The following is a 16971-nucleotide window of genomic DNA, read 5'->3' on the forward strand; positions in this document are numbered from 1 at the left end:
GCTGCCCCGTGCGCGGCTTGTCTCAGGCCGTTGGTAGGGCCTTGCCTGTCGAAGGGTCGAATAGGCGAAGCGCAGTTTCATCGAAGGTGAGATTGTGCTTTTCGCCCTTGGCGACCCGGGCTCGCGGCGGCAGGCAAGCGGTTAGCCTTTGCGTGCCGATCCGTGCCGTCGTGACCAGTTCGGGGCCAGTCAATTCGACAACCTCGATCTCCACGGGCAATGACAGTTCCGTCGCGGTGTCGCTCGCCACGCGAAGCGCTTCGGGTCTGATGCCGACGATAACGGGAGCGCCTTCGCGAGCCGCGTTCGCATAGCGCGCGGGCAGAGGCATCAGCACATCGGACTCGGCAACGGCCAGCTTGCCGCCGGTGACGATGGCCTGAAGCATGTTCATCGACGGTGCGCCGACAAAGCCCGCGACGTAGAGCGTTGCCGGCTCGTTGTAGATCTCTTCCGGTGTGCCGAGCTGTTCGATCCTGCCGTCGCGCATCACCGCGATGCGCGTCGCCAGCGTCATCGCCTCGATCTGGTCATGGGTGACGTAGACGACGGTGGTCTGCAACATCTGGTGCAACCGCTTCAGCTCGGTGCGCATTTCCAGGCGCAGCTTGGCGTCGAGGTTGGACAGCGGCTCGTCGAACAGGAAGACCTGCGGCTTGCGCACCAGCGCCCTGCCGATGGCGACGCGCTGGCGCTGGCCGCCGGAAAGCTGGCTCGGCTTGCGGTCGAGCAAGGTCTCGATCTGCAGGAGTTTCGCCGCCTCGCTCACGGCCGTCTCGCGCTCATCGGCCGCAACCCCGCGCATCTCGAGCCCGAAGCCGATATTGCGGCGCACGGTCAGGTTCGGATAGAGCGCATAGGACTGGAAGACCATGGCGATGTCGCGGTTCTTGGGGTGAACGCCGAGGATCGAGCGGCCGCCGATCAGCACATCGCCACTTGTCGCTTCGGCGAGCCCGGCGATGATGTTGAGCAGCGTCGACTTTCCGCAGCCGGACGAGCCCAGCAGCACCAGGAATTCGCCGCTCTGCAGCGCGATGTCGATGCCCTTCAGCGTCTCGACGCTGCCATAGCTCTTGCGGATGCCGCGGATTTCAAGCGCGCTCATGCATGGGCTCCTCGAGATGCATCGGCCCGCCATAGTTGCGGGGCAGAGTGGAAATGGCGCGCGAAGCGACATGCGTCGCGGCGCGAAGGCAGGCGGACAGCGGCCGTTCCTGGGCGAGGGCCGCCAGGAAGGCGGCGTTGAAGACATCGCCGGCACCGATCGTGTCGACAACGCGGACATCAGGCGCCGTGGCTTCGACGAGGTTCCCGTCGGGACCAATGGCGATGGCGCCTTGCGGCCCGCGCTTGACGACGAAGGTCGCACCCTGCCGCATGCTGGAGCGGATTTCGCGCGCGGCTTCCACCGGGCTTGGGGTTGCCGCCAGCGTCACCGTCTCGACCTCGTTGAAAAGGGCTAGGTGGCAGCGCGAGAGCCATGCCCTTGTCGCGGCGCAGTTGGCTTCGGTCCAGCCGTCGATCGGCCAGCCGGTGTCGAGCGCGACGGCAATGCCGTGGCCGTCCGCCCAGTCGAAAAACGCCTCGTAGTCGCGCGTCAGGTCTTCGGTCAGGAAGGAGCCGCAGAGCAGTGCGTAGCCGCCAGAAAGCGCGTTGCCGTCCAGAACGGACAGGACGTCGGCAAGGCTGAAGCGCGGCAGGTGGCCGCGCGTGGTGAAGAAGGTCCGCTCGCCATCCGGATGGGTCATGCCGACCGACAGCGTCGTGCCTTCGGGACGCACCGGCCATTTTTCGGCGCGGCTTGCGAAAGCCTCGCGAAGCCAGCGGCCGAACTGGTCGTCGCCGACATTGGCGGCAATAGCGAAGTCGACGCCCAGCGCCTGCCAGGCCAGTCCGCTGTTGCCGGCCTGGCCGCCAACGCGCAATTCGTCATGATCGACGACGGTTTCGGTTCCCGCCTTCGGCCATGGCGCGACCGGGCCGACGATCAAATCGACATTGACGTTGCCGATAACCGCGAGTGGACGCATCATTCGCTCCTGGTGATCTTGGTGGTGCGAACAGGCGTGCCGGCATTGTCGACACGGGCATCGGCGAAAGCGATCATCAGGCGCTGGGCGACCGGCAGCATGGCAAAGATGGCGGCCATACCGGAAGCCGGTTTGAAAGATAGGGTGGCCGCACCCACGACCGGCGCGAGCTCAGACGAATCGAAGATGACGAGCGGCGCGCCGGCCTCGACCACGGAGGTGGCCATGGCGGTCACCAGGTCCGCCGTCGGATCGTTGCCGCGAAACAGGATGACGCCGATCCGCGGGCCGAGCATCTCCATCGGCCCATGCCGCAACTGGCCGCCTTCGAGTGAAAAGCACGGCAACCGCGACAGTTCGGTGAGGCCGAGCGCCAGGGCCTCGGCGACGCCCTGCAGCCGGCGGCCGGAGGTGACGATGGTCGTTACCCTTTCCAGTGCCACAAGTGCCTGTTTGATGTCCGTATCGTGCGGCTGGTCCAGCGCGCCGAGCGCGGCATCCGGGCCGTCGCCGAGGGCTGCAAGGATGGCCAGGTGCAAGGCGAAGCTCACGGTCAGGCTGCGGGTCGCGGCGAAGGCCAATTCGGTGCCGCCGGCGCCGACCAGGCAAGGCGCGGTGCGGGCGAGAAACGAGCCGTCCTCGAGTGTCAGGCCGAAAACATCGGCGGCACCGCCGGCCTCCGCAAACCACCTGACGACCTCGGCGCTCTCGCCGGATTGCGAGGTGACAAGCACCGTCCGTCCCGCCAACGGTAGGGGCTGGCCGAGCTGTTCGGAAAGCGGCAGCGCCAGGGCATCGATGCCGAGCGCGCGATAGAGCGGCTCGACGGCGCGCCCAACCGCATGCGAACCACCCATGCCGAGCAGCAGCAGGCGTCCGGTCTTCCCGATCGAGGCGGCGACCTGTTGCGCCACGGCGGCGTTCTGTTCGAACGAAGTGCGCGCGTCGGCATGCTGTCGCGCCATTTCGCGGTCGATCGCGGCCAGTCCGGCCGGCCGGGTTTTTGTCGCAGTCATCATCATCCTTTCACACCGCCGCTGGTCAGGCCCGAAATCAGCGCCCGCTGCATGACCAGGCCGATCAGCACCGGCGGCAGAGCGGCGAGTACGCCGGCGGTGGCGATCAGCCCATAATCGGAAACACGGCCGCCGGCCAAATCGGCGATGGCGACGGTCAGGGTCTTGGCGCGCTGGTCGGAGGTGAACAGCAGCGCATAGAAGAATTCATCCCAGGCGAGCAGCACGGCAAACAGCGCCGAGGTCGCCATTACCGGTGCGGCGAGCGGCAGAGTGATGATGCGCAGGGTCTGGAACAGGCCGGCGCCGTCGATCATCGCCGCCGCCTCGATTTCGCGCGGGATGGAATCGAAGCCCGATTTCATCAGCCAGGTGGTGAAGGGCGCCAGGATGGTCAGGTAGACCAACGCTAGGCCGAAGACATTGTTGAGCAGGCTGAGATGCGACAGGCCCATATAGAGCGGCACGGCCAACGCCACCGGCGGCAGCATGTAGGTGGCGATGACCATCGACAGCGACCAGCCGATCGCCGGCGTGCGGGACACCGCCCAGCCGGCGGGGATGGCGAGGGCCAATGCCGCCAGCGTCGCCATGCCGGCGATCTCCAGGCTGTTGCGCAGCGACGAGGTGAAGGCGGCGCCGGCGCTGTTTTCAGCGGTCGACAGCAATTGCCGGTAGCGCGAGAAGTCGGCGGCCTGCGGCCACCAGCGCAGCGGCTTGGCGGCAAGGTCGGCGGCCGGCGATATGCTCATGATGAACAGCCAGGCGATGGGCGCCAGGATGATCGCAGCGAGCAGCAATGCGCAGGCGTGGATGAAGATGGTGAAGCCGAGGCTCTTGCGTTCCATCAGGCGGCACTCCCGGCGGTCTTCCTGACCAGCGTCGCATAGGCGACGGCGAGCACCGTCACGAGCAGCGTGACGATCAGCGCCAGCGACGCGCCGGAGCCGGCGCGCTGGAAGGAGAAGGCCTCCTGGTAGACGAGGATCGACAGCGTGCGCGTGCTGTTGGCCGGGCCGCCTCGGGTCATCACCCAGATAATGTCGAAGACCTTGAACGCCTCGATGGTGCGCAGCACCAGCGCCACCATCAGCGGGCCGGCGAGGTAGGGCAGGATGACGAAGCGGAAGCGGTTGAAGGGCCCGGCGCCGTCGACCAGCGAGGCTGCGGTGATGTCGCGTGGCACCGCCTGCAGGGCGGCGAGCGCGATCAACGCCACCAGTGGAAAATTCTTCCAGCAGTCGGCGACGATCAGGGCCGCCAGCGCCGTGCCGGGTTCACCGAGCCAGGAGCGATAGGCGTCGATCAGATGGAGTTGTGTGAGAGCCGCGTTCAGCGCGCCATATTCAGGATTGTAGATCAGCCGCCACAGGGTGGCGTTGACCACCGTCGGCAACGCCCAGGGCAGGATCATCAGGGCACGCAGGACGGCGCGGCCGTGGAACTCCTGATTGAGCAAAAGAGCCGCGAGAACGCCGATCACCATTTCGGCGGCAACCGAAATGACCGCGAACAGCGCCGTGGTGACCAGCGTGCGCGAGAAATTCGAGCTCGACAGCATCTTCGTGTAATTGTCGAAGCCGACGAAATCGCCACCCGTGCCGACCAGCTTGGCATCGGTGAAGGAAAGGCTGACCGTATCGACCAGCGGCCAGCCGATGACGGCGATCATGACCACGAGCAGCGGCAGCATCAGCAACCACGCACGGGTGGTCATCCAGGTGCCCGACATCAGAGCAGCCTCTCTTCATTCATCGTGATTTCAGACATAGCACGGGCGGCGCTTAGGCCGCCCGTGCTGAGAACAAGACGAGTTCAGAGGCCGCTGTTCTGCGCGGCGGTCTTCAGGGCGTCTTCCGGCGAGGACTGGCCGAGCAGCGATTCCTGGATCGCTTGCTGCAGCGCGGTCGACAGCTCCTGGTATTTCGGCGTGGTCGGACGCGGATACATTGCGGCCAGGCCGAGCTTGGCGGCGGCGATCAGCTCTTCCTGGCCCTTGGTCACCGCCGGGTCGTCATAGGATGAGGCCCAGATTGGCAGCGAGAGCTTGGCATACTGGTTCTGCGTCGCCTGCGAGGTCATGAACTCGATGTACTTCCAGGCTTCGTCCGGATGCTTCGAGACAGCCGTGACGCCGAGGCCCATCGAGCCGTTGACGGCCGAAACCTCGCTGGTGCCGGCAACGCCCGGCGCCGGCACAACGCCGACCTTGCCGACGACCTTCGAGTCCTTCGGATCGTTGGCCATGTTGTACATGTAGGTCCAGTTCAAGGCGAAAGCGGCGTCGCCGTTTTCGAAAACCTTGCGCACGTCCTCCTCCAGGAACTCCTTGGAGTTCGGGTTGGTGAGGCCGGACTTGTAGCTGTCGACCATGTATCTCAGCGCCTCGAGGCCGCCGCCGTTCTGGAAGTCCGGCTTGCCGTCCTTGAGGAAGTCGCCGCCATAGGCGCTGACCAGCGTGGTGTAGTCGCAGATCGCGGCTTCGGCCTGCGACCAGCTCCAGGCGATCGGCGTTTTCAGCAGGCCTTTGTCCTTGATGATCTTGGCCTGCGCGCCGAGCTCTTCCCAGGTCTTCGGCGGTGTCTTGATGCCGGCCTTTTCCAGGATTTCCTTGTTGTAGAACAGGTATTTGGTGTCGAGGATCCAGGGCATGCCGTAATATTTGCCGTCGTAGCGGACGGTGGTCCAGGCGCCGGGCAGCACACCCTTCTTCATGTCGTCGGTGATCTTGGACGACACGTCGATCAGCACCTTGTTGGTGGCGTATTCGGCTGGCCAGATGACGTCGAACAGCACGACGTCGTAGCCGCCGCCCGAGCCTTGGGCGAGCACGGTCTTGTCGTGCAGGCCTTCATAGGGGACGAATTCGAGATTGACCTTGAGGTCCGGATTGGCCTTGGTGAAGGCATCCGTCATGGCGCGCACATCGGCCTCGCTGTAGGCGGCCTGCGCCATGAAAAGCGCGTTGAGCGTGGTTTCGGCGAAAGCGTGCGGAACGAACAGTCCGCCAGCGAAGACCGCGCCGACCAGTGTTTTGGTGATTGTCTTAAGCATCTTCTTCTCCCATTTCCGGCGTTGATGGGCCGGCGGTGCAGATGTTTCGCATCGTCTTCCCGGATCCATGTCGCGTGACCTGATGATCACCCGGCTGCCCGGTGGCGACGGGCCGAGGCCCTGGCCATCTTGTTTTGCGGCATTCGGTTCGCATTAAGTCAACTCGCTTGACTTAATTAGTCGATCAATATTCTAATGGAGTCAAGAGGGGAAACGCCGGTGGATGACATCAGCCCGATCCGCGCCAAAAGCGGCACCAATCAGGAAGGCACCAGCGCGCACAACCGCCGTGTGATGATCGAGGCATTGCGCCTCAATGGTGCCCTGTCGCGCGCCGACCTGGCGCGGGCGACGCAGCTAACCAAGCAGGCGGTTTCCAACATCATCGAGGATCTCGAAAGCGACGGCCTTGTCGTGGCGCTCGATGCGGTGCGCAAGGGCAGGGGGCAGCCCTCGACACCCTACAGGCTGGTTCCCGAAGGCGCCTTCGCCATCGGCTTGCAGATCGACCGCTACCTGACGCGGGCGGTCGCGGTCGATCTGATGGGCAGTGTGCTGGCGCGCGCCGAGGCGAACCTGCCGTTCGATGAGCCTTCGAAGGGCGTCGAGGTGATCCTCGGCCTGATCGACGGCGTCCGGCGCGACCTGGCCGGGATTTCCTCGCAGTCGGAGAAACGGCTGGTCGGTCTCGGCGTGGCCATGCCCGGCCCTTTCGGGCTGAAGGATTCGGACGACAAATGGATGATGCCGGCCTGGCAGAAGTTTCCGCTGCTGGAGACGCTGGCCAAAGGCACGGGGCTGAATGTCGGCCTGCAGAACGACGCCGCCGCTTGTGCGACGGCGGAACGCATCGTCGGCGCGGCGCATGGCGTCGATCACGCGGTCTGCCTCTATGTCGGCTACGGCATCGGCACCGGACTGATCCTCAATGGCGAACTCTACAGCGGCGGCCACGGCAATGCCGGCGAAATCGGCATGGCCTTGCTGTCGCCGGCCGGTCCCGGCTCGACACCGCTCGAACATCGCGCATCGCTGGCCTCGCTCTACCAGCATCTCGGCCTCAACCCGGCGGACAGCGATATCTACGAGCAGATGAATGCCCTGGTCCTGGCCGGGAACCCCGGGATGATGGCCTGGATCGAGGGCGCGGCGCATGATTTGCGCTGGAGCGTGCATCTGATCGAGACGATCTTCGATCCGCAGACCGTCATCCTGACCAGCGGCGCGCCGGAAGCACTGGCCCGCCGGCTGGTCGAGGCGATGCATCCGCTGCTGCCGTCGATCGCCGACCGGCCGGGCCGGACCTTGCCACGCCTGCAGCTCGGCACAACCGACCCTTGGTCGATCGCGCTCGGCGCCGCGGCGGCGCCGATCAGCCGCGCCTTCGATCCGCTGTTCTCGGCAATCCTGAAGACAAGCTCCGGTCCGGCCTAGGAGCTTCAGGGGTCTACCCGGCGTCACACAGGGTTCATCGTCCGGACATAGCGTCTTTCCCAGTTCTTTGCTGCAATGCAATAGGAGTGGGACATGGTGGACATAGTTTCTAGCGAGGCGGGCATTCCGAGACCGGAGCATCCGCTGGATCATTCAGGTGGCGCGAAGTGGTTCCTGCCGGCCTTCGGTGTGCTTGTGCTGGTCGGCATCGTCTATGTCGGATACGCGCTCAGCCAGGACCTGGCGGTGGCCAAGACCGTGCCGTGGATCCTGCTCGGCATTGCCTTGCTGATCGCGCTCGGCTTCGAATTCGTCAACGGCTTCCACGACACCGCCAATGCGGTGGCGACCGTCATCTACACGCGCTCCCTGCCGGCCGAATTCGCCGTCATGTGGTCGGGCGTCTTCAATTTCCTCGGGGTCCTCACCTCCAGTGGCGCGGTCGCCTTCGGCATCCTGTCGCTGCTGCCGGTCGAGCTGATCCTGCAGGTCGGCTCCTCCTCGGGCTTTGCCATGGTGTTCGCGCTGCTGGTCGCCGCCATTCTTTGGAACCTCGGCACCTGGTTTCTGGGCCTGCCGGCCTCGAGCTCGCACACCATGGTCGGTTCGATCATCGGCGTCGGCCTCGCCAACCAGTTCATGGCCCCGGCCGGCAGCGCCACCAGCGGCGTCGACTGGTCGCAGGCGACCAATGTCGGCACCACCTTGCTGGTATCGCCGATCGTCGGCTTCTTCGCCGCCGCCATCCTGCTCTATGCGATGAAGCTTCTGGTGCGCAATCCGGCGCTCTACGAGGCGCCGAAGGGCAATGCCCCGCCGCCCTGGTGGATCCGTGCCCTGCTGATCTTCACCTGCACCGGCGTCAGCTTCGCGCACGGCTCCAATGACGGCCAGAAGGGCATGGGCCTGATCATGCTGATCCTGATCGGCGTGGTGCCGACGGCCTATGCGCTGAACAGGACGCCCGACATCAACTACCTCGAAGCCTACAAGTCGGCCTCCGTCAATGTCGAGACGGCGCTCGGCAAATATGCAAAGCCCGGCATCACCGTCGCCGACGCCAAGGCCGCTGTCCAGGATGCCGTTCGCACCCGGACGTGGAGCGACCAGACCACCGTGGCGCTGCAGACTTATATCCACAACACGACCGCCGGGCTGCAGCCCTATGCTTCGGTCGACAACGTGCCGACCGATCTCGTCAGCAACGCCCGTAACGACATCTATCTGATCGGCGAGGCGCTCAAGCTGATCGACAAGAAAAAGCTGTTGCCGATGGAAGCGGCCGATCTCAAGGCGGTCACCGACTACCACAAGGCGGTCGACAACGCGACGAAGTTCATCCCGTTGTGGGTGAAGATCGCCGTCGCCCTGGCGCTTGGCCTTGGCACGATGGTTGGCTGGAAGCGCATCGTGGTCACCGTCGGCGAGAAGATTGGCAAGAGCCACCTGACCTACGGCCAGGGTGCGGCCGCCGAACTGGTGGCGATGGTGACCATCGGCATGGCCGACAGGCTCGGCCTGCCGGTGTCGACAACCCATGTGCTGTCGTCGGGCGTCGCCGGAACGATGGCCGCCAACGGCTCGGGCCTGCAATGGTCGACGGTGCGCAACCTGCTGCTGGCCTGGGTGCTGACCCTGCCGTGCTCGATCGCGCTCGCCTTCGTGCTGTTCATCGTCTTCCGCCAGGTGTTCTGAGCGGAGCATGTACTTTCAGAAAAAAGGCAGCGCCGGTCGCCGACGCTGCCTTTTTCTTGTTCATCCCGAAGCGTCGCGGGACAGCACCCCCCCTCTGGCCTGCCGGCCATCTCCCCCGCAAGAAGGGAGATTAGCAGTTCATGCGCCCCGCCAGTCTTGAGAGCTATTGGAGATTGGCGAAGGCGCAGCCCTCATCGATCTCCCCCCTTGCGGGGGAGATTTCCGGCAGGACAGAGGGGTGTGTGAAGGAACTCGACGGCGGGATTGTTGCGGGTACCGCCCTTGCCCGACTCTAGGTCGGATCCTCGCGATGCAGATCGTGGATGGCAACGCCATCGACATTGGTCGGCAGGGTCAGCCATTTGCGATTGCGCAAGGTGCGCTGGGTGTCCTCAAGGCCTGTCTCCCAATGCTCGCGCATCGAGGTGCCGGAGAACTCATAGTCCTTGGCGTGACCTTCATAGCCCTTGTGCTGGTAGATCAGGTGCACGATGTTGACGATGCCGGCGTCGGAATAGTCCGCGATCAGCACTTCCTCATCCGGCGTCAGCTGCTCCTTGGGCACCCGCTTCAGCGCGTCGAGCAGGCGCATCTTCAGGCCATGGATGCGCTTGAAGTTGTCGGTGTTCTGGCGCGTGCGGCTGGAATACATGATGTCCTTGTGACGCGACAGCACGTCGGGCATGCTGCGCGGCAGGACACCGCGGGCGCTGAACAGGTCGACCTGGAAGACGAGGGAAGAACGGTCCTCTTCCTGGTCGAGCAGATATTGCAGCGGCGTGTTGGAGACGATGCCGCCGTCCCAGTAATACTCGCCCTCGATGCGGATCGCTGGGAAAGCAGGCGGCAGCGCGCCGCTGGCCATGATGTGCTCCGGTCCGATGCGGACCTTGTCGGTGTCGAAATAGACGAAGTTGCCGGTGCGGACATTGACCGCGCCGACGCTCAGCCGCTTCTTGCCGTCGTTCAGCACGTCGAAGTCGATCAGGCTCTCCAGCGTGTCCTTCAACTCGGCGGTGTCGTAGAAGCTGGTGGCGCCCTCGGCGCCCTGCTGCTCGAACCAGGGATTAGGGCTTCGCGGCTTGAAGAAGCCGGGCTGGCCCATGGTCATCGTCATCCAAGAGGAGGTGCGGTTGCGGATATCGCGATAGATATCGCCCTCGGGCGTATAGGACCAGATCTTGCGGCCCGAGATCGTTTGCCAGAACTGCTCCAGACGCTGCAGGCGGCGGCTTGACTCATTGCCGGCGATGATCGCCGCATTGATGGCGCCGATCGATACGCCGGACAGCCATGTCGGTTCGCAGCCGGCGTCGGCCAGCGCCTGGTAGACCCCGGCCTGGTAGGCGCCGAGCGCGCCGCCACCCTGAAACACCAGCGCGATACGGTCGTACTGCGCCGAGATTTCCTCGATGGTGGCGGTGGCCTCCTTCTTGCGGTTGCGTTCAAGCACGGGCTTTCTCCAGCTGGTTGGCGGCGGACAGGCCGTGATCGCCGAGATAGTCGTGGACCACCTCGCCCAGTCCCAGCGTCAGATCGGCTTTGAAATGAACGGCGGATACGATGTCGAGCACCGGCAGCTTCGCCACGTCGGCCATGACGTGTGGTCTGAGATCGAGCGCCGCCGGCGCCGTCCAGGCCTCCTTCAGCGTGATATCGGTGAGGTAGTAGCGCACCAGCTCGCAGATGCGCGGGCTTCCGTCGACATGCGGGATGATCTTGATCAGGAAATTCGGCGCGGCGAGCGCTGCGAGCACGGAATCGTGGTCGGCCTCGCGGTGCTTGTAGCCCATGGTGCCGGTGGCGCACAAAACGCTGCCATAGTGCAGCGTGCCGACGATCACCTCGCCCTCATGGATGATCTTGGGGTTGGCCAGCTTCTTCGGGAAACCCCACAACTCGCGGCCGCCGGCGATCGGCGCGTCGTCGTCGAGATACATCGAATGGACGTAGCCGCCATGCTGGCCCTTGTAGCGCACGGGGATGACCTGGCCGGTCTCGGTATAGTCGCCGAAGCCGGTCGAGTCCGGCATGCGGATGAATTCGTACTTGACCAGGGGTTCGTCGATCTCCAGCGGCGCCGGCACGACCGCCTCGAGCGCCTCACGCGTCGTGCGGTAGGTGATGATGATGTATTCGCGGTCGAAGAAACGGTAGGGCCCTGGCGGAAAGGACGGGTTGGTCAGCGGCATCGCATAGGCGCGCTTCACGACATCGGCGATTTCCAAGCTGCACCCCCAAGGTTCTTCGGGCAATATTTTCGTCAGGAATGACCGCGCGAATGCGCAAGCGATTATGTTGCACGGCACCATGACAGGGCCGTGTCAGGCTCACGACCATGGTTTCGAAGGGGGCGAGGGGCCGTGCCAGCGGTGTCGTCTGGCTGTAATCGCATCGACACATGGCTCTGCCATTGTCATGTTGCGACGCACAATTATATCGTCATGTTCCCTCCCACTTCGCGCGAGATCACCATGGGTTCCCTGTCTTCGAAGAATGCCCTCGTCACCGGCTCGACCAGCGGTATCGGCCTGGCCATCGCCCGCGCCTTTGCCGCCGAAGGCGCCAACGTCACCATCAACGGCCTTGGCGATGCCGCCGCGATCGAGCAGGAACGCGCCGGCATCGAGAAGGATTTCGGCGTCAAGTGCCGCTATTCCGATGCCAACATGATGGATGGGGCTGCGGTGAGCGCCATGGTGCACGACGCCGAGGCGGCGTTCGGCAGTCTCGATATCCTGGTCAACAATGCCGGCATCCAGCATGTCGCGCCGATCGAGGACTTTCCCGACGACAAGTGGGAAGCCATCATCCGCATCAATCTTCTGGCCGCCTTCTATGCCATCAAGGCGGTGGTGCCCGGCATGAAGGCGCGCAAATGGGGCCGCATCATCAACACGGCGTCGGCGCATGCGCTGGTCGCCTCGCCGTTCAAGTCGGCTTATGTCTCGGCCAAGCACGGCATTGCAGGCCTGACCAAGACGGTGGCGCTGGAAACCGCGCAGGACGGCATCACCGTCAACGCGATCGCGCCGGGCTATGTCTGGACGCTGCTGGTCGAAAAGCAGATCCCCGACACGATGAAGGCGCGCGGCATGACCGAGGAGCAGGTCAAGCACGACGTGCTGCTCGCCGCACAGCCGACGAAGGAATTCGTCACCGTCGAGGAGCTTGCGGCGCTGACGCTGTTCCTGTGCTCGGACGCGGCCAGGCAGATCACCGGCACGACCTTGCCGATGGACGGCGGTTGGACGGCGCAGTAGAGGGTAGCCAGCGCGTTCCGTTTGCCGGCTGATGCCCACGGCGTCGGCAGGCAAGCCCATGGTCAGGACCATGAAAGTCATCCAGCTCTCCGATCCGCATCTGATGGCACCTGGTGGTCGCCTTTACGGCAGCGATCCGCTGGCGCGGCTGGATGCCTGCCTTGCCGATATCGTCAAGAACCACGCCGACGCCGAACTCGTGGTGATTTCGGGCGATCTCACCAATGACGGCGAGCGCGCCGCTTATGCGGCGTTGAAGGAAAGACTGGCGGCATTCGCCCCGCCTTGCCGGCTGATGCTCGGCAATCATGACGACCGGGCGCTGTTTTTCGAGATGTTTCCGCAGGCGGCCGCCGAAGGGGGCTTCGTCCAGAGCGTTTTCGATGGCAGCCAAGGCCGCCTGATCCTGCTCGACACGCTGGACAGCGGACATGTCGAGGGCAGGCTATGTCAAGCGCGTCTCGACTGGCTCGACCAACGGCTGCAAGAAGCGCGAGACCGGTCGGTCCTCCTGTTCATGCATCACCCGCCGTTCCGGATACAGATTCCGGTGCTCGACGAGGTCAGGCTCGCCGGCGCCGATATCTTCCATGACGTCCTGTCGCGCCACGGCAATGTCCGCCACATCTTCGCCGGCCACGTTCACCGGCTGATCGCCGGCAGCTGGCGCTGCATCCCGGTCAGCACGCTGCGCAGCACCAACCACCAGACGGCGCTCGATTTTTCGGAAAGCTGGAGCCTGGGTCACGAACCGCCCGCCTATGCCGTGATCCTCATCGACGCCGATGGGGTGGTCGTGCATTTCCACGATTTTCCCCTTGCCGGCGGCATCTGATCGAACTCCGTAGGGCTCTCCATACTGGAGACGGTCCGCCATCATGGCGATCGTTACGGCCATGGGGCCGGCCTGCTTGTTCCCTCCGTCGGGAAGCCCCGCCGCCGCGCCTGCCTGTCGATATGCACCCGCCGTGCGGCTGCCGTTGCCTAGGGCGCCGCAGCCTCCGCGAAGGCGCGTCAAAAAGCACCGAATTTGGACATTAGTCTTGACAGGAATACAGATGTTCAATACCCGTCAAGCACTTGAACATGGCCTGCACTACGGGAGGAATGAGCGGTATGGCTTCCAATGTTTCATTGACGGGCCTTGCCCGCGATCTCGAGGAACGCGGCAAGTCGGGCAAGCCCATTCGTATCGGCCTGATCGGCTCCGGCGAGATGGGAACCGATATCGTCACCCGCGTCGCGCATATGTCCGGCATCGAGATCGGCGCGATTTCCGAACTGAACCTGCCCGCTGCCAGCAGAGCGGTGGACATCGCCTTCCAGGAAACCGGCCACGCGCGCGAGGTGTCGAACGCTTCGGCGATGACGGCCGCCATGGAGGCCGGCAAGGTGGCGGTCACCAACGACGCCAACCTGGTCATCGACAATGATCTCATCGACGTCGTCATCGACGCCACCGGCGTTCCCGCCGTCGGCGCCGAGATTGGGCTGCGCGCCATGGAACACGGCAAGCACCTGGTGATGATGAATGTCGAGGCCGACGTCACCATCGGCGCCTATCTGAAGAGCGAGGCCGACCGGCTTGGCGTCACCTATTCGCTGGGTGCCGGCGACGAGCCGTCCTCCTGCATGGAACTGATCGAGTTCGTCTCGGCCATGGGCCATCCGATCGTCGCCGCCGGCAAGGGCAAGAACAACCCGCTCAACATCGACGCCACGCCGCCCGCCTATGAGGAAGAGGCCAGGCGCCGCCACATGAATGTGCGCATGCTGGTCGAATTCGTAGACGGCTCCAAGACCATGGTCGAGATGGCGGCGATCGCCAACGCCACCGGACTGGTACCCGACAAGGCCGGCATGCATGGCCCGGCCGCGACGCTCGGCGAACTCTCGAAAGTGCTGGTGCCGCAGAAGGATGGCGGTGTGCTGTCCAGGGTCGGCGTCGTCGACTACTCGATCGGCAAGGGTGTCGCACCCGGCGTCTTCGTCGTCGCCGACATGTCGCATCCTCGCATTTCGGAGCGCATGGAAGATCTGAAGATGGGCAAGGGTCCTTACTTCACCTTCCACCGTCCTTATCACCTCACCTCGCTCGAAGTGCCGCTGACCTGCGCCCGCGTCGTGCTCTACGGCAAGGCCGACATGGTGCCGCTGGCCAAGCCCGTGGCCGAAGTCTGCGCGGTGGCCAAGAAGGACATGCAGCCGGGCGAGAAGCTCGATGCGATCGGCGAATATTGCTACCGTGCCTGGATCATGATGGCACCCGAAGCGCATGCGGCCCGGGCCATTCCCTGCGGCCTGCTGCAAGGCGGCTCGGTGACGGCGCCGATCAAGAAGGGCGAGCTCATCACCTATGCCAATGCGGCCCCGGCTCCGGGCTCCAAGATCGCCGAACTGCGCGCCCGCCAGGACAAGCTCGTCTATGGAACCGTTGGAGCCTGATCATGGCTGGATTGAGCAAAGTCGTGGCGGACAGCCGCGCCAACCTGCCCTTCGTCTATCGCCAGTACAGCGCCGAGCAGCTCAAGCAGGTGCTCTACAAGATGTACCTCATCCGCCGCTTCGAAGAGGGCGCGGAGGAGTGCTACACGCGCGGCCTCATCCACGGCACCATGCATTTGTCGATCGGCCAGGAGGCCAGCGCCATGGGCATCTGCATGCCGCTTGGCGAGGATGACCAGATCACCTCGACCCATCGCGGCCATGGCCACTGCATCGCCAAGGGCGCCGAGGTCAAGCGCATGTTCGCCGAGTTCTTCGGCAAGACCACCGGCTACTGCAAGGGCCGCGGCGGCTCGATGCACATTGCCGATGTCGGCAAGGGCAATCTCGGCGCCAACGGCATCGTCGGCGGCGGCATTCCGATCGCGGTGGGGGCAGCGCTCTCCTCCAAGAGGATGAAAACCGGCAAGGTTGTCGTGTCCTTCTTCGGCGACGGCGCCAACAATGAAGGCGCCTTCCACGAGGCGCTCAACATGGCGGCGATCTGGAAGCTGCCCGTCATTTTCGTCTGCGAGAACAATGGCTACGGCATGTCGACGTCGACGGCTCGCTCGACCGCGGTCAAGAACATCGCCGACCGCGCAGCCGCCTATTCGATGCCCGGCGTGATCGTCAACGGCAATATCTTTTCGGAGGTCGCCGAGGCCTCCTACAAGGCCATCGAGCGTGCGCGGGCGGGCGAGGGGCCGACGCTGATCGAATCCAAGACGTACCGTCATCGCGGCCATTCCAAGAGCGACCGCAACCGCTATCGCACCAAGGAGGAGATCGAGGACTGGATGTCGAACCGCGACCCGATCACGCTGTTCGAAAACGAGCTGCGCGAATTCGGCTTCATCGACGACAAGGGCATCGAGGCCATCCGCGATGCGGTGGCGCGGGAAATCGCCGACGGCATCGAATTCGCCAAGGCAAGTCCGTCGCCGGACATCAGCGAGACCGGAAATTATGTCTATACGGAGCAGGCGTGATGGACGCGATGGTGCGTGAACTGAGCTACGCCCAGGCGATCCAGGAAGCCATGGCAATCGCCATGGACATGGACGAACGCGTCTTCCTGATGGGCGAGGATATTGGCGTCTATGGCGGCGCCTTTCAGGTGACCGGCGATCTGGTCGAGCGCTATGGCGCGGACCGCGTGATGGACACGCCGATTTCGGAACTGGGCGGCGCCGGCGTCGCGGTCGGTGCGGCCCTCACCGGCATGCGGCCGATATTCGAATTCCAGTTTTCCGATTTCGCGACGCTCGCCATGGAGCAGATCGTCAACCAGGCGGCCAAGATGCGCTTCATGCTGGGCGGCGAGGTTTCGGTTCCCGTGGTGATGCGCTTTCCCGCCGGCTCCGGCACCGGCGCGGCCGCGCAGCACAGCCAGAGCCTCGAAGCCTGGCTCGGACATGTGCCCGGCCTCAAGGTCATCCAGCCGGCAACGCCCTACGATGCCAAGGGCATGCTATTGGCGGCGGTCGCCGATCCCGATCCGGTGATGATCTTCGAGCACAAGCTGCTCTACAAGATGAAGGGCCCGGTGCCCGAAGGTTATTACACGGTGCCGATCGGCAAGGCCGATATCCGCCGCGAGGGCCGCGACCTCACCATCGTCGCCACCTCGATCATGGTGCAGAAGGCGCTCGACGCCGCGGCCACCCTGGAAGCCGAAGGCATCGATGTCGAGGTCGTCGACCTCAGGACCATCCGGCCGATGGACAAGCAGACCGTCATCGACAGCGTCAAGAAGACCTCGCGGCTGATGTGCGTCTACGAGGCGGTCAAGACGCTGGGCATCGGCGCCGAGGTCAGCGCCATGATCGCCGAGAGCGAAGCGTTCGACTATCTCGACGCGCCGATCGTGCGGCTGGGCGGCGCGGAGACGCCGATCCCCTACAATCCGGAGCTGGAAAAGGCCACCGTGCCGCAGGTTCCCGACATCATCACCGCCGCGCGCGACCTCGCGAAAGGGGTTCGCTGAGA

15 protein-coding genes are annotated in these 16971 nt (G+C 64.4%); 7 read left to right on the top strand and 8 right to left on the bottom strand.

All coding sequences use genetic code 11. The annotated features are described in order from the left end of the window. Nucleotides 1–22: 22 nt before the first annotated feature. From LB568_RS10220 to LB568_RS10245, 6 genes are all read right to left on the bottom strand, one after another. Complete coding sequence (locus tag LB568_RS10220; protein WP_224730022.1) at nucleotides 23–1108, bottom strand: ABC transporter ATP-binding protein; 1086 nt, start codon at nucleotides 1106–1108, stop codon at nucleotides 23–25. Next, nucleotides 1095–2033: a PfkB family carbohydrate kinase gene (locus LB568_RS10225; protein WP_224730023.1), complete on the bottom strand. Its 939-nt coding sequence runs from the start codon at nucleotides 2031–2033 to the stop codon at nucleotides 1095–1097. Before LB568_RS10225 ends, LB568_RS10220 begins: the two co-directional genes overlap by 14 nt. Continuing rightward, entirely contained in the window at nucleotides 2033–3055 is a 1023-nt protein-coding gene (locus tag LB568_RS10230; RefSeq protein WP_224730024.1) for an SIS domain-containing protein, read from the bottom strand. The genes LB568_RS10225 and LB568_RS10230 overlap by 1 nt, the downstream gene beginning before the upstream one ends. Beyond that, on the bottom strand, nucleotides 3052–3897 hold the full coding sequence (locus LB568_RS10235) for a carbohydrate ABC transporter permease (protein ID WP_224730025.1): 846 nt from the start codon (nucleotides 3895–3897) through the stop codon (nucleotides 3052–3054). The genes LB568_RS10230 and LB568_RS10235 overlap by 4 nt, the downstream gene beginning before the upstream one ends. Continuing rightward, nucleotides 3897–4781 (bottom strand): carbohydrate ABC transporter permease, encoded by an 885-nt coding sequence (locus tag LB568_RS10240; protein ID WP_224730026.1) that lies wholly within the window; start codon nucleotides 4779–4781, stop codon nucleotides 3897–3899. The genes LB568_RS10235 and LB568_RS10240 overlap by 1 nt, the downstream gene beginning before the upstream one ends. An 83-nt stretch (nucleotides 4782–4864) precedes the next feature. Next, the gene (locus tag LB568_RS10245; protein ID WP_224730027.1) at nucleotides 4865–6103 is read right to left on the bottom strand and encodes an extracellular solute-binding protein; all 1239 of its coding nucleotides are present in this window, start codon (nucleotides 6101–6103) and stop codon (nucleotides 4865–4867) included. A 219-nt stretch (nucleotides 6104–6322) separates the two neighbouring features. On the opposite strand from LB568_RS10245, the gene LB568_RS10250 reads away from it, so the two are divergent. Beyond that, nucleotides 6323–7537, top strand: a complete 1215-nt coding sequence (locus LB568_RS10250) for an ROK family transcriptional regulator (protein ID WP_224730028.1) — start codon at nucleotides 6323–6325, stop codon at nucleotides 7535–7537. Between the two features lie 93 nt (nucleotides 7538–7630). Then, a complete protein-coding gene (locus tag LB568_RS10255) occupies nucleotides 7631–9232 on the top strand; it encodes an inorganic phosphate transporter (protein ID WP_224730029.1) in 1602 nt (533 codons plus the stop codon). 292 nt (nucleotides 9233–9524) lie between these two features. Here the strand turns inward: LB568_RS10255 and LB568_RS10260 are convergent, their stop codons facing one another. Next, nucleotides 9525–10685: a patatin-like phospholipase family protein gene (locus tag LB568_RS10260; RefSeq protein ID WP_224730030.1), complete on the bottom strand. Its 1161-nt coding sequence runs from the start codon at nucleotides 10683–10685 to the stop codon at nucleotides 9525–9527. After that, a complete protein-coding gene (locus tag LB568_RS10265) occupies nucleotides 10678–11460 on the bottom strand; it encodes an acetoacetate decarboxylase (RefSeq protein ID WP_224730031.1) in 783 nt (260 codons plus the stop codon). Before LB568_RS10265 ends, LB568_RS10260 begins: the two co-directional genes overlap by 8 nt. Nucleotides 11461–11706: 246 nt before the next feature. On the opposite strand from LB568_RS10265, the gene LB568_RS10270 reads away from it, so the two are divergent. From LB568_RS10270 to LB568_RS10290, 5 genes are all read left to right on the top strand, one after another. Further along, nucleotides 11707–12495, top strand: coding sequence for a 3-hydroxybutyrate dehydrogenase (locus LB568_RS10270; RefSeq protein WP_224730032.1), 789 nt, complete (start codon nucleotides 11707–11709; stop codon nucleotides 12493–12495). Between the two features lie 58 nt (nucleotides 12496–12553). After that, nucleotides 12554–13330, top strand: coding sequence for a phosphodiesterase (locus tag LB568_RS10275; protein WP_224730033.1), 777 nt, complete (start codon nucleotides 12554–12556; stop codon nucleotides 13328–13330). A gap of 281 nt (nucleotides 13331–13611) precedes the next feature. After that, on the top strand, nucleotides 13612–14940 hold the full coding sequence (locus LB568_RS10280; RefSeq protein WP_013892718.1) for an NAD(P)H-dependent oxidoreductase: 1329 nt from the start codon (nucleotides 13612–13614) through the stop codon (nucleotides 14938–14940). Nucleotides 14941–14942: 2 nt separating this feature from the next. Next, a complete protein-coding gene (locus LB568_RS10285; RefSeq protein WP_013892719.1) occupies nucleotides 14943–15971 on the top strand; it encodes a thiamine pyrophosphate-dependent dehydrogenase E1 component subunit alpha in 1029 nt (342 codons plus the stop codon). Further along, a complete protein-coding gene (locus LB568_RS10290; protein ID WP_224730034.1) occupies nucleotides 15971–16969 on the top strand; it encodes an alpha-ketoacid dehydrogenase subunit beta in 999 nt (332 codons plus the stop codon). The genes LB568_RS10285 and LB568_RS10290 overlap by 1 nt, the downstream gene beginning before the upstream one ends. Nucleotides 16970–16971 lie beyond the last annotated feature (2 nt).

Source organism: Mesorhizobium sp. B263B2A, from assembly GCF_020165775.1.
Taxonomy (GTDB): domain Bacteria; phylum Pseudomonadota; class Alphaproteobacteria; order Rhizobiales; family Rhizobiaceae; genus Mesorhizobium; species Mesorhizobium opportunistum.